Consider the following 22,550-nt stretch of genomic DNA (forward strand, 5'->3'; position numbering starts at 1 on the left):
CTTCAAAACGTTCTTCTTCATGAAAGCTCTATAGTGCTGACGTGCCACGGTCTTTAGATGATTTTGCCTTGTAATGAGAAGGGTTTTTTCCTAAGTTTTTTTTGAATTTCATATGGAAGTAGTTAACGTTAGAGATTCCTACATGGGCGGCAACCTCGTGAACCTTGAGACCACACTCAAGCAAGACCTTGGCTTTGCGGATTCGAACTTTATCCAAATAAGTGCGGAATGGTTCGCCTGTGACGCTTCTAAACAATTGGCCCAAATAAGCACTGCTATAATGAAACTTCTCTCCAAGTGTTTTCAACTTCAAATTCTCAGAGTAATGACATTCCACAAAGTCCAAAACTTGCGTAATAACCGTAACATCCCTGCATTGCGATCCTAACCGATCAAGAATAAGCATCAGTCTATCTTCGATCATCCTCTGCAACGTCTGAAAATTGGGCTGCTTGAAAATGTCGGAAGTCATAGACTCAGTGTCTTGTATATCGAAATATGCTATATTATTCATTTTCAACAGTCTGGTGAGCATGAGCGAAATCCACTGTGAGGCGGTAGCTTTAATTGCCCGCTCAGTTCCATAGTATTGTGCGATCGAAAGCAGACCTTCCTCAAGCACGCGACGAAGTAAGGATCGACTTCCGAAATCCATAGCGTAATACAATTTTTCAGATAAAATGCCGATATCAGGCGCTTCCTGCGGCAGAATACTAGCGCTGCGGTCGATAATTCTCGTTTCCCCTCGGTACAGAAACTCATTCTTTAATAAATTTACAGCCTCGTAGTAAGATTTCCCGATATCGACGATCGATTCGACAGCATCTCCCACGACCGCAATAAATTGCCCACTTTCCAATGCAAGCGTTTTCAATAATTCACAATACAAGCCTGTTGCATCGAGATTATTTAACCTCGTTTCACGTAAAACAACTCCTACTGTTGAGTCATGGATGAATACATCACCTTCTTCACGATCTTCAAAATGTCTCATTAGTTTCAGCTTAATGGCTTCGAGTAGAATACGACTATTACAGTCTGGCGAATACAGCTTTAGCAGCAGCACCCGATACAACTGCCAATTAAGTGATTGAAGGGAGACAGGCAGATTGGCTTGTTCATTAACCAAAAGCAACGGTATCATTCGCCCCCACTTTGATTCTCCTGCCGATCGCTCAGTTTTCTTTTGCATTAGCTTTCCGATTCGCATCAATTCCCTCTCGATTTCGTTTACATCTACGGGTTTCAATATGTAGGCGTTGACCCCCCATGAAACCGCAGTCTTGGCGTATGAGAAATCTGCATGACCGCTTACGATGATAAATTGACAATCCGAATCAAGCTTTCGAATTTCTTCAATCAACTGAAAGCCATTCATAACAGGCAAACAAATATCAATGACCATAAGATCAGGCCGTAAATCCGTATACAACAATAAAGCCTCTCTACTATTGCTTGCTTCACCAATTACTTCAAAGCCGTAACTTTTCCAATCGACCATCGCTTGCAATCCCTGACGTATTAGCTTTTCATCATCAACGAGAATGACCTTATGCATTAGAATCCCCCTCAACAAGAATAAAAAAGCAAACTTCCGTCCTCGCCTTCAATTCGAAATATTTTATACGTTGCGGCACGGATGCCTCCCTTACAATATGATGCTCTCTCACTATTGCTGATTATATAGCACTGTTTAATATTACACCTTGATTTTTAAGTCATGGAATAGCATGATATAGACATCCGTCGTCATGATTGACGAATAAAACGACAAGCTTCCGGGGTATCAGACGATGCTGATTTCCAGGTTTGTCAACGACTCACGACTAAAGTCGCGATCTTGTGACGCTCCAGTAGTGCAAAGGCTACACGATGACACAGCACTATGTATATACAAGATGCCGTCGTAGCTCCTACCTTTACCGCACCAGACGGCATCGCCTCCATGGAAGCGTAAGGTCACATCCTCGATTTATCCTTTGGAATATATCGAAATGGATATTTCCAAAGAAACATCGAACGGGCAGGCTGACAGCTACCCTGCGGCATAAGCGTGCTTATGTCGCATCTTTGGCGATGTACTTGTTTCCACTCTGCCAAAGATTCATCGAGGCGATGCGATCGTCATTCGACCTGTATCCGCAGCCTCGGCAGCAAAAGAGATGCTTCTTTTTGTTGCGATTTCCTTTCGCAATGTGATTACATTTCGGGCATGTTTGCGAGGTGTATTTGGGATTGACCGCGATGGTCTTGGAGCCCGCCATCACCGCCTTTGTACGTGATCATTTGGCGAAGCTGGTAATAGGCCCACGAAACCGTGACGTAACGGCTGTTTCGGTAAACCCTTTCCGCTCTCTTGCGCACGCCGTTAGCTTGTACAACGATCTAGCGTTTAAGGCTGTTCGTTCAAAAATGAGCTTCGAAACCATGTTGCATCCTTTTCGATAAGCGGCCATGGTTTTGTGTAACAACATGGCTTGAAGTGAGGTTGGTTTGATTTTCAGTTTCGCTGTAAGGGTAAGATTCATGGATTCACCTCCCTGTTGATAGAGTTATACGATCATGTGTTCGCACACAAGCAAAACCAGGCGTTTCCTCTCATGACTGAAGTCACAAGTATCCACGCCCCTATTGATGAATGCTGGCTTAACGACAGCAATTATTTCACTCGTCAGTTTCCCAAAACTTAATAGGCGGCATCCATGCCGGACGAGACTTTGTCGAACGCCTCCTGCAAGGGAACGAATACCGCATCGTAATCCTCGGCCAACTGGCGAACGATACAGATGCAGTCATCAATCCGTTTTCGCCACTACTCCCATTTTCCCTCAGTCGCCCCGACTTTCAAAATAAAGGGCTCGCACAGCACCAATCCTGCGGAAGGGTCATCGTCCCAGCGGGCGTATAAATCCGAAACCCTGTTGCCGCTGACGCCTCGGTTGATGAAATGCGGCCGGTTGCGGGCCAATTCGAAGCCGAGCTTGCTGGCAATGATAAAAGCGTAGCCGTGTCCCAAAATTACTTGATCCAGCAGCAAGGGAGTCCTTCCCAACGCACAGGCGCAAGGCAGGACTCCCTTTTCCCGAAACGATTCCGGCTCTACGATGCTGTGCCCGTGATGCTCGTGCCGTTCTTCGTAATCGTGTACTCGATGATGGCGCCGCTCCAGAAGTGGAACTTCAGAATCACCGTTCCGTCGTTCACTTCATTGAAGAAGCTCTGTGTAAAAGTGATTTCATTTGTAGCATAAGATGGTTTGAATGTCCGGGCGAACTCCTTGAACGAAGTCCAGTTATTCGGACCGGCATTGCCTCCTGCAGCGTACACGGCCTCCATCGTGGCAAGACGGTCGCCGTTGAAGGCAGTCGGAATCGCAAAATTTGCGGTGGTGCCTACCACGCTTTGCAGCACCGGCGTATCATTGTACATGACATGGAAGTTCCAATCGGCGCCTTTGTTGAATTGGGCTTTCAATACGGCTACCTCGCCGGGTTCGGCCGATTCGGTCAGCTTGGCGAGAAAACTTGCTTTGAGGGTCAGCTCTTCGCCGTTCAACTCATAGTCTTTGCCTTTTTTCAACTTAACGTCTCCGGCTTGGATGCCGGTCATCACATTGCCGTTCAAGTGCAGGGGCACTAGGGTGTCCTGGATCGGCGCGTTTTTCCTGACAAAGATCAGATCGGATTCGCCAGTAGAAGAGCGGCCTTTCAAGCTGGCCATGATCAGATTGTAAAGCTCCGGATCGTTCCACTGAAGCGTACTGCGGTCAAAACGTCCGCCGTTGTCCCACAGCATAAGGGCAAGTTTGTTCTCTACGCATTTAGAGGTGAAATACTCGATAAACTTCAACATCTCGCCATGCTCGGGCACACCTTCATTGAACGGCGTTTTGAAAGGTGTAGCATCCCAGCCGAGCAGTCCGAATTCGCCAATGACAACAGGAATTCCTTTCGATACGAACGAAGTCGTTACATTATTAATCATGGTATCGATATCGTTAATCGTTAATTCTTCAAGCTTCGTGAAGCCCGCAATGTTTACGCTGAACGGCCAGAAGCCGTAAAAATGAACGGTCGCGATCAAATTCGGATCGTTCAGATCGGCAATCGTGCTTGCAAGCGAATCCACATGCTCTTGTGAGTTATTCGTAAATAACGTCGGCAGCACGAGCGGACGAACGTCATTTTTGCCTCCCGACGCTCTTACAATATGGACGAAGGATTTGTTGAACTCATCAAGAAACGCGTGCTGCGTCGCCACATCAACGTTATCAAATTTCGGTTCGTTGATGCTCTCAAACATCAGTTTGTCGGAATGATTCTTGAAGCGGTCAGCGACTTGCGTCCATATCGCATTATATTTGGCCAATACGGCGTCATGATTATCAGGCGCTTGGCCGATCCACATCCAAGAGTCGTGATGAATGTTGATCATGACATACAGGCCCTCTTGCAGCGACCAGTCGACAACTTCCTGCACCCGGTCCATCCAGTCCGGATTGATCGTATAATCCGGTGCGCCTCCCATCCGCCCGTCCCAAGTAATCGGAATACGGATGCTTTTGAAGCCCTGCTTCTTAATTTCCTTAAGGAATGCTTTGGTTACAATCGGGTTGCCCCAAGACGTCTCGTCGCCGTTATTTGGAACAGTCGTATTAAATGAATCAAAGGTATTGCCCAGGTTCCATCCAGGCTGCATCGCGTCTACATAAGACTGCATCTTGGATTCTTTCGGGGAAGCAGCGGCCGAGCCGACGGATGAAAACAACGCCATCAGCAGGGCAACGACCACAAAGACTGATAAATATGATCTTTTTGTACGCATCGATATTCTCCTTTGGTTTCATAAATTGTGCTGACTCTGTACATGATTTGCCTGCCGCGTATTTACTAAGGTACGCCTGTGATCCGGTTCCCTTTATTCGCAAGCTGATATTTGACGGTAGCACCGCTCCAGAAGTGAACATCAGATTGATCGTACCGCCTGTCGTTTCAGCGAAGAAGTTCAGCGTAATCGTAATCGTGTTGTTCGCGTAGTTCGGCGAGAACGCGTAGGCGAACTCCTTAAACGGGGTCCAGTTTTGCGGATCTGCGTTAATGCCGTTCGCGTACACCGCTTCGTCCAACAGCATATGGGTCACGTTCTTCTATCGCGAATAGTGGGTAAAGTATTCAAAAAACTTTAGCATCTCCCCATACTCAATCGTACCCAAGCTTTGTCGAAGCCGAGCAACCCGTATTCGCCTATAATCTGGCCAAGTATAATGCGGACGCAAATCGTCAACCGCTTCAAGAATTACTCAAACATGCTGATGTTCAAGCAATAGTCAACAACATAAGCGACAGAAAAGCTTTTTTTTGCGCATGAAATATCCTTCTTTGTTTTAAAAAAAGGCGGAACTGCCGACTTTCGAGCAAAGCGGTTCACAGTAGCACTTGCCATTTGTGATTGCGCTTCATTTTCATTTACCTCCTCATTTGACGTTTGATGTAAGCGGCAACATTTTTATTCTAACTGCATAGCGTTCCTGATGATACATCAAAAACTATTCTAAAATTCATCTAATAAATCATCAAAATATGCAATTTTTAGATGAAAATCCGGATGCAGCGAGGCCGGGTGCTATTGCCCTTCCATCCTGGCAACATTGTGGTATTCTGATATTCATCTGCGAAGGGGAAGGCTGGCTGAAGATTGGCGGTTCGGATTACGCCCCAAATCGGCCAATGGTTCCTGATGCCGCAAGGAGTGAAGCAATCCTACTCTTGCACGAACGGTCCACGGTTTACGAAATACTGGTGCCACTTTACGGCAAAATCGGGGAAAACAACCTGTTCGATCTGCTTAAGGCGACCTTCTGCATCGATACTTCTGACGTTATCATTTCATCCGAGTATTCAAACGTCACTTCGGCGCCTCACCAATTCAAAGATCGAAATACGCTCTAAATTGTGCTGAATATATTGAGTTTAAGACGTAGACTGCATAAAAAAATCTCCTAAACTGAGAAGTACAGGTAGTCCCTGTCCAAATCCCTCATTTAGGAGATACAAGCATGTATAATCAAAACTACAAAATCTGATTCGAGGTGCTTAACGTCAACGACTCACGACTAAAGTCGTGAGCTTGTGACGCTCCAGTAGTGCAAAGGCTACACGATGACACAGCACTATGTATATACAGATGCCGTCGTAGCTCCTACCTTTACCGCACCAGACGGCATCGCCTCCATGGAAGCGTGAGGTCACATCCTCGATTTATCCTTTGGAATATATCGAAATGGATATTTCCAAAGAAACATCGAACGGGCAGGCTGACAGCTACCCTGCGGCATAAGCGTGCTTATGTCGCATCTTTGGCGATGTACTTGTTTCCACTCTGCCAAAGATTCATCGAGGCGATGCGATCGTCATTCGACCTGTATCCGCAGCCTCGGCAGCAAAAGAGATGCTTCTTTTTGTTGCGATTTCCTTTCGCAATGTGATTACATTTCGGGCATGTTTGCGAGGTGTATTTGGGATTGACCGCGATGGTCTTGGAGCCCGCCATCACCGCTTTGTACGTGATCATTTGGCGAAGCTGGTAATAGGCCCACGAAACCGTGACGTAACGGCTGTTTCGGTAAACCCTTTCCGCTCTCTTGCGCACGCCTTGCAAATCTTCCAGCACAAACAGCGTTTTGGCTCCATAGCGGGATAGGAGTGCCTTACTGACCTGATGGTTAACATCGGTCATCCAACGGTGTTCTCTCTGCCCGATTTTTTTTAATCTACGACGTGCAGATGGCGTTTGCCGCATTTGAAGCGCTTTTCGAAGCTGTTTATAACGTGCCCGCTTATCTTTGATGCGCCGACCCGAAAAGAAGGTCGTTTTGCCCGCCGAATCATAGGCGGTGGCAAGAAAGTTTACCCCCATATCAATACCGATGACTTGGCCCAGGTCCTTATCTTCGATTTCATCGATTTCTTTGGTCATCGGGATATGCAGAAACCACTTACTGTGCTTGTGAACTAGCTTGGCCGTGCCAAAGCGCCAGGAGCCATCGAAGAAGTGATCCATACCTTTGGTCTCGAAGGCTACATTGACGCGGCCTTCCAAGGTATTGAGTGAGAAAACGCCTGCCGCCAAAGAATAGTCACGGTTCCAAACCAAATCGTATTCAGGGCGTTTGAACTGTACGCGTGTCCGGTCATGCCCGCTTGATTCATTGGTTTTATACCGTGCGAGAACGGTTTTAAGCACCGACTGCGCCATTTGCGAACGCAAACCAAACTGCTGCCGCAAATGGGTATACGTTAGCTTGTGCAACGATCTAGCGTTTAAGGCTGTTCGTTCAAAAATGAGCTTCGAAACCATGTTGCATCCTTTTCGATAAGCGGCCATGGTTTTGTGTAACAACATGGCTTGAAGTGAGGTTGGTTTGATTTTCAGTTTCGCTGTAAGGGTAAGATTCATGGATTCACCTCCCTGTTGATAGAGTTATACGATCATTGTATACGATCATGTGTTCGTACACAAGCAAAACCAGGCGTTTCCTCTCATGACTGAAGTCACGAGTATCCACGCCCCTATTGATGAAAAACGAGGAGGAACGGTTTTCGACATCCGAGATTCTTACTTCACACGGTAAAGCGGAAACGACTCAAGTTGATATCCCCGATCAAGCATAGGTAGACCGAGTGGGTCTGCTGAACGCCGATCGTCTTGCAGGCAAAAGTCTCCCATACTTGTGACCCCTCCGTCTCGGAAACGGTGCACTCTCCGATCAAAGGTCCGTCCGCTGCATCCAGTCTAAGCTCTATTCTGCCGCCTCTCTTGGCGGACGAACAGCGTGCTTCGAAGCCGCCGATCCCGGCGCGGAAATCCACATCATCAAAGCGCAGCCAGCCAGATTCGCCCGATAATCTGACAAAATTTCCGCCTTCATTGCACTCGTCCAGATAGACGCCTTCGTAATCGTCATAGTTTATTGCCTGGGTTATATTCGTCAAGTCGCGAAGAGGCACGATATCGCCTTCTATCGTAAGCTTTGTCTCCAAGCGGACATCCTCCGACGAACCGCCTATCATGAACGTATACGTGCCGGATTCAAGGCAATAAGCCTCTCTGGTCACATCCCAGAATGCCAGCTCGGATGACGGCAACATAAAGCTGACGGTCCGTTTCTCACCAGGAGCCAGTCGGATGCGCCGGAAGCCCTTCAGCTCTTTGAGCGGCCTCTGCACGCGGGACGAATCAGCTCGCACGTACAGCTGGACGACCTCGTCTCCCGCCTTATTTCCCGCATTCTCGACCCGAACGTTGACCGAGATGTCCAGGCCCGCACCAACACGATCTGGGCTTACTTTCATCTCATCGTAACGGAATGTCGTATAGGACAATCCGTATCCGAACGGATACAGCGGTCGGCCTTCAAAATATTGATAGGTGCGCTTCCCCTTTCGAATATCATAATTCATAATATCCGGCAGTTGCTCTACGGAGCGATACCAGGTCATATTCAGCCGTCCCGCCGGGTTATAATCGCCGAACAATACATCCGCCAAGGCGTTCCCCAGCTCTTGGCCCGCATGCGATAAATACAAGACGGCCGGAATGTTCTCATTGACCCAGTTCAGGGCAAACGGGTAGCTTCCGATAACGACAACGATCGTATTGGGGTTCACCCGGTGAACTTCTTGTATGAGCTTCTCCTGGGAGGAGGCTAACGTCAAGTCCGGCCGGTCGTTCGTTTCCCTCCCGTTGATTAGCGGATTGTTTCCTACAACTACGATCGCAACATCCGATGCTTCCGCTGCCGCAATCGCTTCCTGCAGTCCGTCAGTGACGATCTCCTTACGGAAGCGCCCTTCTGCTTCGCCGGGCAGCGATACGGGACCCCCGTTCCAGGCAGCGAGCGATATCGTCCCATCCGGTCCCTCGACCGGGCGAAACTCTTCTTTGACGAACCATCCGTAAACTTCATCAGCTGATGCTGTAACCGTTACGTCGTCGGTCGTCACGAATTTATCGTTGGAAAGTGCCTTGAGCGTTATACTGCCGAAGCCCCAGTCGGTGAGCTGGAACGTCTCCGCCGAATCGGCTTCCGTCCGGTCCGCCTTCAGCGCACTATTCTCCGCCGGCTCCGGTGAAATTCCCACATAGTTCCCCGAGACAGCCGAACGAAAGCGCACACGGTCACACCCGTCTGCATAGACGACGGAACTCTTGCTCATTTTCGCTTGAATGCCTTGCAACGGACTTACCTTATACGGCAAAGTGCCGGAATACCAATCGCGGTACACCACATCTCCGAGTGGTCCGATTACAGCGACTCGTTGCATGGCGTCACAGTCGAGGGATAGCAGCTGACGCTCGTTCTTGAGCAAAACAACGGACTCGCGGGCCGCTTCCAGGGAAAGATCCGCATGCTCCGGCTTGCAGACCGTGTCATCCGGAATGCCGGCGTAAGGGTTACGCTCATCCGGATCGAACTCGCCGAGCAGGAACCTTACCCGGAACGTGTTGATCAAAGCCCGGTCCAAGTCGCCCTCCTCCAACAGCCCCTCGGAGATTGCCTCCCGTATGGCTTCACAGGTAATGTCGGTATCGTCAGTAACGCTGTCAATTCCGCTCTTGATCGACGCCGCAACGGCTTCTTTTAACGTCTCAAAATAATGGTGATCATTCACGAGGCCGAGCATGTCTCCTGCATCACTGACGATAAAGCCGCTCATCCCCCACTCCCCTTTGACTACCCGATTCACATCGGGATGTATAATGGTGGGCGTACCGTTGATAGAATTGTACGATGTCATCATGGACAGCGCCCCCCCTTTGCGGAAAGCAGGCTCGAACGCTTTCAAATAATATTCCCTCATATTGCGCGGGTCGATGCTGGCCGAGCAGTGGCTGCGATCCTTCTCATTGTTGTTGGCAAGAAAATGCTTCAAGGTCGCGATTGCTTTACGGTAGACAGGATGCGGACCCTGAATGCCCTTGACGAGTCCGGTAGTGAGATCGCCTGTCAAGTGCGGATCCTCCCCGTATGCCTCCTCTGTCCTGCCCCACAGCGGGTCCCGCTCCATATCGACGGTCGGCGCCCATAGCGTCAATCCGTTGCGCGCAGGATCCCGTTGATAAAACACTCTGGCTTCGTCACCGATAGCGGAACCGATACGCTCCAGCAGCTCCGGGTTCCAGGTACAGCCAAGACCGATCGGTTGCGGATAGGAGGTCGCCTCTCCAAGCCAAGCGATCCCGTGAGCGGCTTCCGTACCGTGCTTGTAAGGTTTCACTCCCAGCCGTTCGACTGCGGTTTGATATTGGGGCATGAGCCCGACTTTCTCCTCCAGGGTAAACCGGGACACCAGATCGGTGACGCGGTCTTGGATTGGCAGATCGGGGTTTTGAAACGGCAGCAAAGATTCTTTATAATTTGTCAACACCAACTAGCCTCCATTTTATGATCGTTGATTAGACTTACCTAAACCTTTGGCTACGAACGCGAGAGGGGCAACATTCATGATGTCTAAGAACGTCCAATATTAATCTCTCGGCTCATAGTCGAACCAATCAAAGAGCGCCGACGAACCCTGCCCCGTTTCACAAACGGCATACATCGCAATGAGTATTCCCGTAAAGCCGCCCGCTACCTCCGTTGAGAGAAGATGAGTTTCTCCCGAACCCAATTCAAGAACATTGGATCCGTCTTGCTGAATGGCAAAGCCAAATGATTCCGGACGAGCCTCAATCTTGAGTACGACATTACCCTCTGCGCAGTCCAGCGTGCGCTCCGTTCTCAATGACCCCACCGTGCGCCGGAGTACAATTAGTTTACGTCCTTCTTTACACTTTACGGCCAGATCATAATGATACCTTTCGTTCATAAATACGGTAAGTCCGGCTTCCTCACCGTCGTTTACCGGCTCGAAATTTAGTAGGGCGGCAATGTTGCATGACATATGGCTCAGGCGGCGCCCCACAAAGGCGGGTGCGCTGGCATCGTCGAGCGACGTCTTGTTTCCACGAAGCGCAAGATGCCCCGGACATTCGCGAAGTGACCAGCTGTCCGGCGCCGGATTACGCAGGAAGACCCAGTCGAAGCCTAGCATTGTATCGTCAAAATCATCTCTGATTGCCTTCGGCGGCCACCGGACTTCAGTTAACTGCGGTGCCTCCATAACGGACTCGATCCTGCCGCCATCACCGATGATCGGCCAGCCATCAGATGTCCATGACACGGGCGCCAGAAACGTCTCCCGACCCAGATGATGCCGGAAGGGATAGGAGACAGGCCTGATGCCCAGGAACACCGCCCACCAGCTTCCGTCATGCGCCTGTACCAGATCCGCATGCCCGGTTGCGTGTATGCTGCTGTTCAAGCTTCTGTGAGACAAGATCGGATTCGCGGGACATGGTTCAAAAGGACCGTAGGGATCTCCGCTTCTTGCAATCGTCACCATATGCCCGTATTCCGTGCCTCCTTCGGCAATCATTAAATAATAAAGTCCGTTGATCTTGTAAAGATGAGGAGCCTCCGGGTGCGCTCCGCCCGTTCCCTTCCAGAGCAGACGGCTCTCAGTCAGCATGCTTCCGGTCGATATGTCGATCTCGCATTGATAAATGCCATAGCCTTCATTGCCTTTACAATTGGATTGAAAGTATACGCGGCCGTCCTCATCGAAGAACAGAGAAGGATCAATACCGCCCTGCGCGACAGGTACTGGATCGGACCATGGACCGGTCGGCTGCTTACTGCGGACATAGAAGTTGCCGATCCCGCTCACATTCGTCGTCACCATGTAGAACCAGCCGTCGCTATAGCGTATCGTCGGGGCGTAGATCCCTCCCGAGATCCAAGTGTTTGCCAGCGGCAACTGCCGCTCGGTTGTGAGACAATGTCCGATCTGGCGCCAATTGACAAGATCCTTGCTGTGAAAAATAGGGACGCCAGGAAAATAGGCAAAAGTGCTTGTCACCAGATAATAATCATCATCGACCCGGCAGATACTCGGGTCGGGATAAAATCCAGGAATTACGGGATTGATATACGTCACAATGCTGCACTCCTAATCGTTCAAAAGTTTTCATACGGTTAAAAAAGAGAATCACTTTTGGTGATCTCTCTTCATTTTCGATTGTATAACACCGATTAATATCACACCTTGATTATTAGGTCAGCGAATAGCATGATATAGACATCTTCCGATTATGGATGATTCATTCCACAAAAATACCCCCAAACCATTGCGGTTGGAGGTATATAAAGCTTGAGTGCATGCTGAGCATGAACGAATCAGCGAATCGCCAGCGGACTATTTTGAACGACCGACAACCATTCGCGGGCTATAAGCTCATGACCGGCTGCCGTCGGATGAACGCCGTCCCATAACCAATAAGCAGCTTCCGTGCCTGACGCTGCCTTGTCGAACGCCGCCTGCAGAGGAACGAACACTGCATTAAATTCCTCGGATAACTGGCGCGATATGCCGCTATATTCATCAAGCTGTTTTTGCCACAGCTCCCATTTCTCCACCGTACAGCCCGTTTTTAAAGCAAACGGCTCGCATATGACCAGCCCGGTATGCGGCAGCACCTCTTTGGTCTCCTCAAGCAAATGCCGATACGCTCTTTCGAATCGGTCGGTAGCGCCGCTTGGCAGCCCTTCAACAATTCGCCAGGCATCGTTCACGCCGATCAGCATGCTGATCAGGTCCGGTTTCAGGCTGATTGCGTCTTCGTTCCAACGCGCGTACAAATCCGATACCCGATCTCCACTGATGCCTCTGTTGATAAAATGCGGCCGCTCTCCAGCCAGTTCATATCCAAACTTCCCTGCCAGGATAAAGACGTAGCTGTGACCCAATATATGATTGGGATCTTCGTTGCGGCCCCGACTACCGTCGGTAATGGAATCACCTTGAAATAAAATCGTTCTGGATTGCTGGTTCATTGAGAAAGCCTCCTATTTTATTCGTACCCTTTTACATTGAAATTATCGGCTACAATCCGTTTCAGGAGAGGGTCATAAGACGCGACGGTTATCCATTTCATCATTGGCTGCAAACGGTTTCAGGCGAAGGGAAGATTATCATTGAGGGATCGGCTTTCTCCCTCCCTCCCAATCACGGGATCGTCTTCGATTTGCTGCAGCGCCGCCTTCGAATCCATATTTTTCTCTATCGCTTCGTCCAGCTTCTCGTTCCAGATTTGGTACGCTTTCGCATTGAGCACCGTCCAGTATCCATTAATAGGTTTCAATTATGTTTTTCAGAAAACGTTTTCCAACCAAAAAAGCAATAAGGCACTGTCGATGTAATTGTAATTGTTTTTCTCAAACAGTTGTACATCATATAAAAACGAACTTCATCCCACTATAGATCTAGGTGATAAATCGACTGGGAAACCAACGCGCTCACATGTTTACCGATTCAGTCTGTAGGCCTTTGGGGAGAGACCGTAATTTTTGGTAATCAGACGAGTGAAATAATTGCTGTCGTTATACCCGCATTCGTGGGAAATCTCCATAATGGTGAGATTGGTATGCTTCAGCAAAGTGCATGCGCGCTCCAAACGAAGCCGTTGAAGATAGGCAATAGGGGTCGTTTGATAATAGGATTGGAAGATCCGGTTCAAATGCCTGACCGAAATATCAGATTTTTCCGCGATTTCCTCCAATGTTAGCGGCTCGAGATAATGATCTTCAATATAGGAGATCGCATTCGCCAAATGCATCAGATTACCAGGTATATCCTTTTCCTGATTGTCATACTGCCTTGACAAATAGACGACTAGCTCCATAAACCGGGAAATCAGCATCGTCTGATATCCCTGAAGCTTGTTGTTATATTCGTCGATCATGACAGAGATGAGCGTAGAGACATAATCCAGGCTGTGAATCGACAAACTGAGCTTGCTTTGATACGAATGAATATTGCGGTAAAAGGGCTCCAAAACGAAAAGCGCCTGAAAACCGTTGGAAGTCCTTAGATCCGAACCCGCCGCCCGCAGCATTTCAGGCCGATACATAATATTGCAAATTTTAAAATCATAAGGATCTTTGTAAGCATGGGGGGTTTCGCCGTTGATGACAAATACATTTCCTTTCTTAATAAAAGAGGTTTCATTATGGACAATATGCGTTGCGTTCCCATTCAACACAATCACGAGTTCGGAGAAGTCGAAATGCTTATGCAGGTCTGTGTCCTCGTCGTGTCCGCCATATTGAATAAAGAACGGAAACTGCTCATCCTTCGCGAACCATTCCAAATAGACGTTCATCAAGATCCCCCCCCTTTATCAGGTATTAGCCACTCGAAATGTTTCTCGGCCCGCTTTTGATCTAATATTAGTCATATTCACAATCGCTTGTACATCAAATAAAAACGAATTTTAATATCAATATTCTGCATCATATTGAAATAATGAAGTGTTATTGGAATATCAATTCTTCTTATTGCGATTCGTTCGGATCATCTCATGCAGCGCCCTCATGCAGCTGGCTTCGAACTCTTCTTTATCTTCCTCGCGAACCGGATACGCGCTGCTTGCCCAATAGCCTTCCGTATTAGCGCCCCCAATTCCCCAGAAGCAAAGCTCCGACCAGTACAACAGTCCTTGCTTGTCGCATTCTGCGGAGAAGTGTGTATGATGCGGGTAGTGAGAGCCTCTAATAAAATTCATGCCGCAGTCCTTGATCAGCTTAACATCCCGAGCAATGCCTGCTCTTGTTACGGCGTCACCCCACCCCGCATGATCCTGATGCACATTGGCGCCGATGATGTCATAATGCTCAGCTGTTGCTGGTAAAATTCAAAGCTTAGTCCCGGTTCGATGGACTGACGGCTTCTCATCTCACAAATGTCCGTACCTTGGTATTCCACGATGGATACAAGCAAGCAGTCCGCCGTTTTCGCTTCTTCGTTCACGACTTCGGTTTTGACCTTCAAGGCAGCGCTTTCAGCGGAAACATCGGAAGCCGTAACGAAAGTGCCATACCAAGCGACGTGCACGCGCTCGGTAACAATGAGGCTGACGTCACGGTAGATGCCTCCGTTAAACACATGCTCTCCCGCTCGCGGAGCAAGACGAGGATTCCACAGATTATTCAACCCCACAAAGAGCAAATTATCTCCCTCAAATACGAGTTCCGATATGTCGATATGGAATGCCGTATATCCACCCTTATGAATACCGGCCCATTCGCCGTTGACATAGATGTCGGCATCCTGGAACGCCCCCTGAAACTCTAGCGATATTCTCTTGCCTAGCCATTCCGACTGAATGGCAAGATGCTTGCGATAGCACCCGTAGCCTACATAAAATTCATTCTCCATGAAATAAGGCATGAATGCGGAATTCCGATATCATACCAGCTCGAATCATCGAATAAAACTTCTTTGCCCTCGACAATATCCCCATACATAAAGGTCCAATCGTTGTTGATTAACGTCTGATGCCTTTTGGTCAAGCTTATTGCCATGCTTTGTAATATCCCTTCCAGTAGTAAAATAAATATATGATTTTATGTTTCTAGTATATTCAGAATATAAACCAATTTATATAACACTATTTTAATATGATTAAAACTATATTATGATTTGTTTAAATAACTTTATTAGAGGTGATCTCCTTGTTTGAACGAGAATTCTACTTGCCTAACTTCTCTGAGTTTCGTTTCTTCTGCTTTCCTCACTCTGTTGGAAATTTCGTGCAGCCAACGGATCATAACGTCAATCGCCCCGACGGCGTCAGAGACTATAGCCTGCATTATGTGGCAAGCGGAAGCGGGTTTATAGAGCTCGATGGCGAAACGTTCCAGCTTCGCGAAGGAGATGCGTTCTGGCATATTCCAAATGACAGAATGCGGTATTACCGTTCGGAAGAGGATCCGTGGAATATTTTTTGGATACAAATGTACGGCAGCACGCTGCCTGCGTTTGTCGCGGAAAACGGCTATCATCAATCGGGCATTTGGAACATCAAAGACGGCAGTCTGCTCGAGAGTAATTTCATAAGCCTTCTCGATGAAATCGAACAAAACAATTTTTTTCGCCATTCGCGCATATCCGCACTCACCTATAGCGTGCTTATTGAATTTCTTAGCAGCGCCACTCCATTCTCTCATTATCGCGGGGTAGACAATGCCCAGAAAATGCTGGCCTTGCTGCCCGAGATGCAGCGCAAAGCCCATCTTCCGTTCATTCTCGAGGAATGGGCTGCTGCAACCGGCTATACCCCGAATTATTTTTGCAGCTTATTCAAGAAAGTAATTAGGATGACGCCCGTCTCCTATATTACGAAATGCAGAATTCAGCTAAGCAAGCATTTATTGGTTAGCCATCCGATCATCCCGATTAAAGAAGTCGCGAAACGAGCCGGCTATCCGGGCTTTAGCTATTTCAACAAAAAATTTATGGAGTCTGAAGGAATGACGCCGGGTGAATTCAGAAGCAATCATATGAAAGGATAAATGCTATAACGCACAAAAGAACCATCTACCAAGCTTATTCACCACCGTTTCGGCATGGCACCTGCCCAATTATTTCATTTGATCGATGATATAATCGGCTGTACGAATGGCTAAAGCTGTGGTTGTTAGCGTTGGATTCGCAGGTCCCGTAAGACGCACGACGCTATTGTCAGCCACAAAAAGACCGGGTACACCGTGGATTTGACCGTACAAGTTGGTTGCCGAAGTATCCGGATCGATTCCGATCCGGCAGGTTCCGGATTCATGATTGACATTCCCCGGAGAAAGCAGGAAGGGTTCCACATCAAATTCCAACCCCATCGCGGCCACCGCATTTCGCATAAATCGGAACATCTCTTCAATCATGACCCGGTCCTGATTACTGTAGGAAAATTCAACCTGCAATTTGGGCATGCCGAAATCATCCCGTTTCGAAGGGTTAAGATACACATGGTTTTCATAACGCGCTTCCATCGTACCGGGACCGAAAAATCTGAATTTTAGTTCATCCAAAAACGGTTTATCTCTAAAGGCATACCAATAATAATCTTCAGGATCAATGCCTATACCGGTAATCAACAATTTGTAATTATCGGGATTTGGTATCATGAGGCTGATAATTCCCGATACTTCGCCAAATTGATCCCGCCTACCTTTGGCGACAGCGGTCAATTTAGGATGTGTAACCAAATAATGTCCGATGGCTTTCCCGGGAATACCGGAACTAAGAAGAAGGCGCGGCGTCTCCCATGTGCCTGCTGATAGCACCACCGTCTTGGCCCTGATCGTGTATGTCTCCTTGGAGGAGGTCATGACCTTCACGCCTGAGGCTCTTCCATTGTCGGTCATCACTTGGACCGCCCGGGTATTTACAGCCAAATCAAAGGGTCTGAGATTCAAGGCGTAAGCCAATAAATTGATGGAACTGTAAAAGACTGCGGAGTGAAATTGACCGTACTGGGAAACTTGAAGATCAATGGCAGAGGGCAAAGCCTGGGCATCCGGAAATCCTTTTGATCGAAGGCGATTGAGAATGACTTCCTGAATATCCGAACCCTCTGCATACTTGGTGGTCACATTCATCATTTGTTCAGCGATCAGATAGTAAGGAGTTATGTCCTTATAAGGAATCGGCCAGGGGAGGAATTGGTCTGGTGTTAATCGAGGCGACATCAAATACCATTGAAGCGTTCTTCCTCCAAGAGCCCTTAGAATTTTGGCATCTGGAAATTCTGGTCCAAATTCCAAATATTCCATAATCCGGGGATTTTCAAAATAGCGGACAAACCGCTCTTGATTAAAGGTCGGAAGATTTCGGGCATGCGACGGCAATAACAGCGGACCCGATTCGATCATGCCGATTTTCTTGTCTGTTCCCTTCCATTGCTCGCATAGCCGCCAGAGAACGGCTGCGCCGCCAGCTCCGCTTCCGACGATCAGCACATCATAATCGGTATCCGCCATCATCTCAATGGGTGTAATGTTAATCCACTGTTTAGATTCCGGGTATGCACGAACCGGAGGAAGTTGTTCAGGATTCAAACCCAAAGCCCAAAAAAATCCATTCATGAGAAGTTTACGGAAAACAGGATTTCTGAAATCATCGGGATGACCCATTGTCGTCGTGAATGTGCGTCCTCCGGCATAGTTTCTGAAGGTCCACGCCACTGGATTTACGACGGGCGGTACCTCACCCGGTTCAGGATTTACCGGATTTCCCAACAACAATATTTCCGACGACTCGGGTAGGGGATAAGGCAATATATAATATAACCAAGATGGACTTGAAAAATTTACCGGCATTCCGCTCATGATCGGATGCGTATACGCCTCTGGGTTCACGGTAACATTTGTGCTCGAGGTGTGTCCATAATGGCTTTTATATGGAGCGCCAAGCACGTCAATTCCGAATTTGGTGTTCCATGGCGCAAGCGGATGGCCTTCTGGATAACGAAATGCATGTGTGCTGGTGCGAAGTCCGATTACCGGCTTACCTTTCTCGATATAATTGCGGATATGGCGAAATTGCTCCTCGGGCAATGTCCGAAAACGCAGGAAGAAAACGGCCAAATCCGCATCTTCAAGCGCCTCCAGTCCAGGGATGTTGGAAGGGTTGGAAGGGTCGGGATAAGCAGTCAATACGGTTGTCCGCGCTCCGTACTGCTGCGCTTCCTTCGCTACCATAGGCAGGGTCAGTTCCGATTTGTATTCGTCTTCTCCAGCTATGAACACGATATGGAACGGTTTTAAAGCTTGGGTCTCTCTAGGCATCCTGCATGTCATCTCCTCGCTTATATCATGGTTTCGATGATATGGTCTGCCGTGCGAATAGCCAATGCAACAGTTGTTAACGTTGGATTGGAACCGCTGGTAAGATTCATGACGCTGTTATCTGCAACGTAGAGACCTGCTATCCCATGGACTCGCCCATAAGCATCGGTTACCGAAGTAGCAGGATCGTTGCCCATTCGGCAAGTTCCTGACGAATGATTGCCGGCTGGCCATAAGTTAGGCGGTTCTTGAAGTGTAAATTTCAGACTGGATATAAATTTTTTTGTAGCTTCAAACATTCTTTCAATGCGCTCCAAATCTCGGCTGTTGTATGAATATTGGACGTTCAATCGAGGAACGCCATATGGATCGAGTCTTCCAGGATCGAGAAAGACGCGGTTATCAGGTCTTGGTTCAAGAGTTCCGTAGGTTTGAAATCTAAAGTTAATCTCTTCAGCAAGCGGTTTCTCGGCAAATGGTTGAGCTAGTCCGGGCCCGAGAACGAGCAATTGTAATTCGCGTTCAGCCGAATCCGGAACATAAATCCGTGATGTCCCTAACACCTCGGGAAATTCGTCTCTTCTACTCTTTACATCAGCGGAAACAGTAGCATGTTCCCTGAGATATCTTCCAATGGCTTCGCCCGGAATGTTGGAATTCAACAAAATACGAGGCGTATTAAAGGTGCTTGCCGAAAGAATCACCGTTTTCGCCGATAACGTATACGTCTTCTTATCCGAGGTCATCACTTTAACTCCTGCGGCTCTTCCCCTTTCGGTAAGAACCTGTACGGCCGGAGTATTAACCGAGAGATCAATGGAGCGAACATTAATGGCATAGGCGAGGAAGTTAATGGAGCTGAACATAGGGTTGGAATGAACCTGTCCGTATTTCGTTGTTTCTATATCGAGTGCGATCGGCATCGTTTGCGCCTCGGGAAACCCGTTGGAGCGAGTACGATCAAGCAGTATTTGCTGAAGGGCGGAACCTCTCGTGTAGTTTGTTGTCACATTCATTACCTCTTCAGCGATTAAATAATAGGGCAAGATATCTTTATAAGTAATTGGCCACGTTATGAAATCCGACGGGTCAAAGCGGGGGCATTCCTTTCCCCAAAAGAGTGTTTGCCCGCCAAGAGCTATTAAGTCAATACCACCAGGGAGATCAGGATATCCAATGAATTCCACATTGCTGATCCACAGTTTAGACCACATTTCCCCATTTACAGTAGGAAGATTCTCTGCATGCGTTGGTAACAACAAATCCCCGGCTTCTACGACTCCGATCCGTTTGCCGTTTCTTCCCCATTGCTCGCATAATCGCCAAAGGGCGGCACCGCCCCCCGCCCCGGTGCCGACGATGATCACATCATAGTTGGTTTCCGACATTTTCTCGATCGGCGTGAGAGGAATCCATTGATCTTGGAATACAGTATTTTCACGATGCGGATTCAAAGAGAATTTTATAGTTTTATTTGAAATCGATTTATGATGCACTGTTTCACCACCTTTTAAATCTGGTTATTACACATGTGTATGTTATAAACAATGCGTATATGAAATTGTTCACTTCTATAAGAATGGCCAGGTCTTCTGTGCTGTTATACGGGAAGTTTTGCTTTATTAATATAGATATGCTGTTCCCCCTTAACAATCATGAAATATATAACAGACGCCCCTTATCGGGAACGCCTGTTTAATCATCATGATTCAACTTCCGCAGAGCGAAAATCGGCATAAATACAACTCCAGCAATGCTTTGAATGCAAATGAATATCGGTCTTGAAGGAAATAGAAAAACACCGCTTCGTTTGGTAAAGTGAAAGTACGACCAATCACTACCATACAGAAGAGGTGTCCTCTATATGATAGATCAAACACAGCCACTTGATCCACTACCTAAAGAGATTAAACCCGCATTCCAAGAACTGAGAGTACTGAAACACTAGAATGCTGCCGGCTTTAAGAAGAAATTTGGCTTTACTTGCACCTACCTGTTTCGCCTTGTATTCATTCTTCTGTTTCACCAAAAGAACTGGTTTCGTATGCTGGAAAGCAACAAAAGTGAATCGCTTCCCTGTAAAGATACTGTTTATCGGTTGGGTCATAATAGACTCCCATTTTCATGAAAACTACCTCCAGATTTATAACGAATTGTAAGCGAAAAGTAAAGGACGCTCTCCCGCCATCACTTGGGAAGCGTCCTTCATATTATGGGCAGATTGCGTTTGTCTCAATTCTTAAGTTCGATCGCCAGGCAGTTGACGTACGGCGTCGGACGCTTGTCCGGCAGCGAAACGATCAGAGCTCCGTACGGCTGTTCGAATGGAACTTCACCTGCTCCAAGCAACCGGACGGACTTCACTTGGTCTGCTGGCGTCAACGTACGAATGACGGCGCGACGATCTTCCGGCCACCGCATCTGGAAAGCGTACAGCGTATTTCCCTTCTGCGTGAAACGGAAGTCGCCGGCGTTCCAATCTACCCTGTCCTCCGTGAAATGGTCGATGACGACGCGGGAACGGCCTTCGCCCGATACGTGGAACGGCCTGGTGCCGTAAACACCTTCTCCGCAAACCTTGATCCATTTGGCCATCTCTTGCAGGATATACGTGCACTCGTCATCAATTGTACCGTCCGGCTTCTGCGGAATATTAAGGAGCAGGTTGCCGTTCTTGGCAATGATATCAACCAGAATTTCGATGACGTGCCCCGGTTTCTTGTATTCGGTTTTCACATGGTAGAACCAATCCCCGACACAAGTATCAGTCTGCCACGGGTCAAGCCTGATGTCCGGAGACTGGCTGCGCTCAATGTCAAGGATCCCGATGCGGTAAACGTCCTGCCTGCGGTCTTTCTGGTTATAAACTGCGCGATTCACCCCGCCATTTGCCGCTGCGCTGGTATTGTACAGGTGCGCAACCGCTTGCAGTCCGGCTGTGAACAGAGGATCATCCAGTGAAGCGTCTTTTCTATCCCATGCGCTGGCGAACGGCAGGCCGCCGTCGGAGTACAGCAGATCCGGCTGGTACAGATCGATGACTTCCTTGATGACGTCAAGCCAGCGCTGATGCCACCAAGGATTGGTTGTATACCATGGTCTCGGTTCGGACAGCAGATTTTCCGGATCATAATGCTCGCGGTTCGGCAAATACAAATCCTCGTATTCAGGGTCGTTACCATCATACGGGACGCCCGCATAAAGGCCTTCCTTATCTTGGCCCTTATTGAATTTAAACCAGCTGAACGTCGCTCCCAGATGCTCGGTCAAACCGAAAGGCAGTCCTCGGCGGGAAGCGGCGGCTTTCCATAGTGCTACTATATCTTTCTTCGGTCCCATGTTGACCGAATTCCAGCGGTGGATTTTCGAATCGTAGTTGAAGAAGTTGTCGTGGTGCATCGCCTGTGCAACGAAATACTTGGCGCCGGCAGCCACGTACAAGTCCATCAGTGATTCCGGATCGAAGTTTTCCGCTTTCCACAGCTGAACAATATCTTTGTAGCCGAATTTCGACGGATGTCCGTAATGGCGAATATGGTACCGGTATTGCTCGGAACCTTCGCAATACATGTTCCGAGCGTACCAGTCCCCGTACATCGGCACCGATTGTGCGCCCCAGTGCGACCATATTCCTAGCTTCGCGTCACGGAACCATTCTGGACACTCGAATTTCCTGAGCGATTCAAATGTGGGTTCGAAAAGACCCTTGGCGATTTGCGTTTTGACCATGCGTTCCAAGCCTCCTGTTTCTTGATTACATCCTTATCCCAGCATACACAAAAACGTAGAATCCTAACTTGCACTAGCAGAATTATCCAACATTATG

Annotated in this window: 18 protein-coding genes and 1 pseudogene; 3 read left to right on the forward strand and 16 right to left on the reverse strand. The window is 48.2% G+C overall.

From position 1 onward, the window contains the following. Nucleotides 1-28 precede the first annotated feature (28 nt). The 5 genes from AC0YNZ_RS04285 to AC0YNZ_RS04305 all read right to left on the reverse strand — a co-directional run bounded on the left by AC0YNZ_RS04285 (nt 29) and on the right by AC0YNZ_RS04305 (nt 5,131). Entirely contained in the window at nt 29-1,558 is a 1,530-nt protein-coding gene (locus tag AC0YNZ_RS04285; protein ID WP_475825407.1) for a response regulator, read from the reverse strand. Nucleotides 1,559-2,057: 499 nt separating this feature from the next. Continuing rightward, nucleotides 2,058-2,264 (reverse strand): zinc ribbon domain-containing protein, encoded by a 207-nt coding sequence (locus AC0YNZ_RS04290; RefSeq protein WP_475825408.1) that lies wholly within the window; start codon nt 2,262-2,264, stop codon nt 2,058-2,060. A gap of 548 nt (nt 2,265-2,812) precedes the next feature. Further along, the gene (locus AC0YNZ_RS04295) at nt 2,813-3,037 is read right to left on the reverse strand and encodes a hypothetical protein (RefSeq protein ID WP_475825409.1); all 225 of its coding nucleotides are present in this window, start codon (nt 3,035-3,037) and stop codon (nt 2,813-2,815) included. A gap of 62 nt (nt 3,038-3,099) precedes the next feature. After that, entirely contained in the window at nt 3,100-4,773 is a 1,674-nt protein-coding gene (locus AC0YNZ_RS04300) for a cellulase family glycosylhydrolase (RefSeq protein ID WP_475825523.1), read from the reverse strand. After that, nucleotides 4,664-5,131, reverse strand: a complete 468-nt coding sequence (locus AC0YNZ_RS04305; protein WP_475825524.1) for a hypothetical protein — start codon at nt 5,129-5,131, stop codon at nt 4,664-4,666. The genes AC0YNZ_RS04300 and AC0YNZ_RS04305 overlap by 110 nt, the downstream gene beginning before the upstream one ends. A gap of 634 nt (nt 5,132-5,765) precedes the next feature. Between AC0YNZ_RS04305 and AC0YNZ_RS04310 the strand changes: the two genes are divergently transcribed. Then, nucleotides 5,766-5,948: a hypothetical protein gene (locus tag AC0YNZ_RS04310; protein WP_475825410.1), complete on the forward strand. Its 183-nt coding sequence runs from the start codon at nt 5,766-5,768 to the stop codon at nt 5,946-5,948. A 394-nt stretch (nt 5,949-6,342) separates the two neighbouring features. Here the strand turns inward: AC0YNZ_RS04310 and AC0YNZ_RS04315 are convergent, their stop codons facing one another. The 8 genes from AC0YNZ_RS04315 to AC0YNZ_RS04350 form a co-directional block, all read right to left on the reverse strand. Beyond that, the gene (locus tag AC0YNZ_RS04315) at nt 6,343-7,455 is read right to left on the reverse strand and encodes an RNA-guided endonuclease InsQ/TnpB family protein (protein WP_475825411.1); all 1,113 of its coding nucleotides are present in this window, start codon (nt 7,453-7,455) and stop codon (nt 6,343-6,345) included. A 164-nt stretch (nt 7,456-7,619) separates the two neighbouring features. Continuing rightward, nucleotides 7,620-10,424, reverse strand: a complete 2,805-nt coding sequence (locus AC0YNZ_RS04320) for a glycoside hydrolase family 3 protein (protein WP_475825412.1) — start codon at nt 10,422-10,424, stop codon at nt 7,620-7,622. A 102-nt stretch (nt 10,425-10,526) separates the two neighbouring features. Further along, nucleotides 10,527-12,038 carry a glycoside hydrolase family 43 protein gene (locus tag AC0YNZ_RS04325; RefSeq protein ID WP_475825413.1) on the reverse strand — a complete coding sequence of 504 codons (1,512 nt, stop codon included), beginning with the start codon at nt 12,036-12,038 and terminating at the stop codon, nt 10,527-10,529. 239 nt (nt 12,039-12,277) lie between these two features. Beyond that, nucleotides 12,278-12,934 (reverse strand): SGNH/GDSL hydrolase family protein, encoded by a 657-nt coding sequence (locus tag AC0YNZ_RS04330; protein ID WP_475825414.1) that lies wholly within the window; start codon nt 12,932-12,934, stop codon nt 12,278-12,280. Between the two features lie 119 nt (nt 12,935-13,053). Continuing rightward, nucleotides 13,054-13,215 (reverse strand): hypothetical protein, encoded by a 162-nt coding sequence (locus AC0YNZ_RS04335; RefSeq protein ID WP_475825415.1) that lies wholly within the window; start codon nt 13,213-13,215, stop codon nt 13,054-13,056. Nucleotides 13,216-13,404: 189 nt separating this feature from the next. Further along, nucleotides 13,405-14,265: a helix-turn-helix domain-containing protein gene (locus AC0YNZ_RS04340; RefSeq protein ID WP_475825416.1), complete on the reverse strand. Its 861-nt coding sequence runs from the start codon at nt 14,263-14,265 to the stop codon at nt 13,405-13,407. Between the two features lie 159 nt (nt 14,266-14,424). Continuing rightward, complete coding sequence (locus tag AC0YNZ_RS04345; protein ID WP_475825417.1) at nt 14,425-14,748, reverse strand: glycoside hydrolase family 2 TIM barrel-domain containing protein; 324 nt, start codon at nt 14,746-14,748, stop codon at nt 14,425-14,427. Continuing rightward, entirely contained in the window at nt 14,712-15,329 is a 618-nt protein-coding gene (locus AC0YNZ_RS04350) for a sugar-binding domain-containing protein (RefSeq protein WP_475825418.1), read from the reverse strand. Before AC0YNZ_RS04350 ends, AC0YNZ_RS04345 begins: the two co-directional genes overlap by 37 nt. A 284-nt stretch (nt 15,330-15,613) precedes the next feature. Here AC0YNZ_RS04350 and AC0YNZ_RS04355 point away from each other — a divergent pair, with 284 nt between their 5' ends. After that, a complete protein-coding gene (locus AC0YNZ_RS04355) occupies nt 15,614-16,453 on the forward strand; it encodes a helix-turn-helix transcriptional regulator (protein WP_475825419.1) in 840 nt (279 codons plus the stop codon). 69 nt (nt 16,454-16,522) lie between these two features. On the opposite strand, the gene AC0YNZ_RS04360 is transcribed toward AC0YNZ_RS04355, so the two are convergent. Continuing rightward, on the reverse strand, nt 16,523-18,724 hold the full coding sequence (locus tag AC0YNZ_RS04360; protein ID WP_475825420.1) for a GMC oxidoreductase: 2,202 nt from the start codon (nt 18,722-18,724) through the stop codon (nt 16,523-16,525). Between the two features lie 20 nt (nt 18,725-18,744). Continuing rightward, a complete protein-coding gene (locus tag AC0YNZ_RS04365) occupies nt 18,745-20,220 on the reverse strand; it encodes a GMC oxidoreductase (RefSeq protein ID WP_475825421.1) in 1,476 nt (491 codons plus the stop codon). Nucleotides 20,221-20,588: 368 nt separating this feature from the next. Here AC0YNZ_RS04365 and AC0YNZ_RS04370 point away from each other — a divergent pair. Continuing rightward, nucleotides 20,589-20,822: pseudogene (locus AC0YNZ_RS04370) on the forward strand (IS4 family transposase); the annotation flags it as partial. Between the two features lie 134 nt (nt 20,823-20,956). Here AC0YNZ_RS04370 and AC0YNZ_RS04375 read toward each other — a convergent pair. Beyond that, complete coding sequence (locus tag AC0YNZ_RS04375; RefSeq protein ID WP_475825422.1) at nt 20,957-22,453, reverse strand: alpha-L-fucosidase; 1,497 nt, start codon at nt 22,451-22,453, stop codon at nt 20,957-20,959. Nucleotides 22,454-22,550 lie beyond the last annotated feature (97 nt).

The organism is Paenibacillus sp. J2L1-98, from assembly GCF_056269405.1.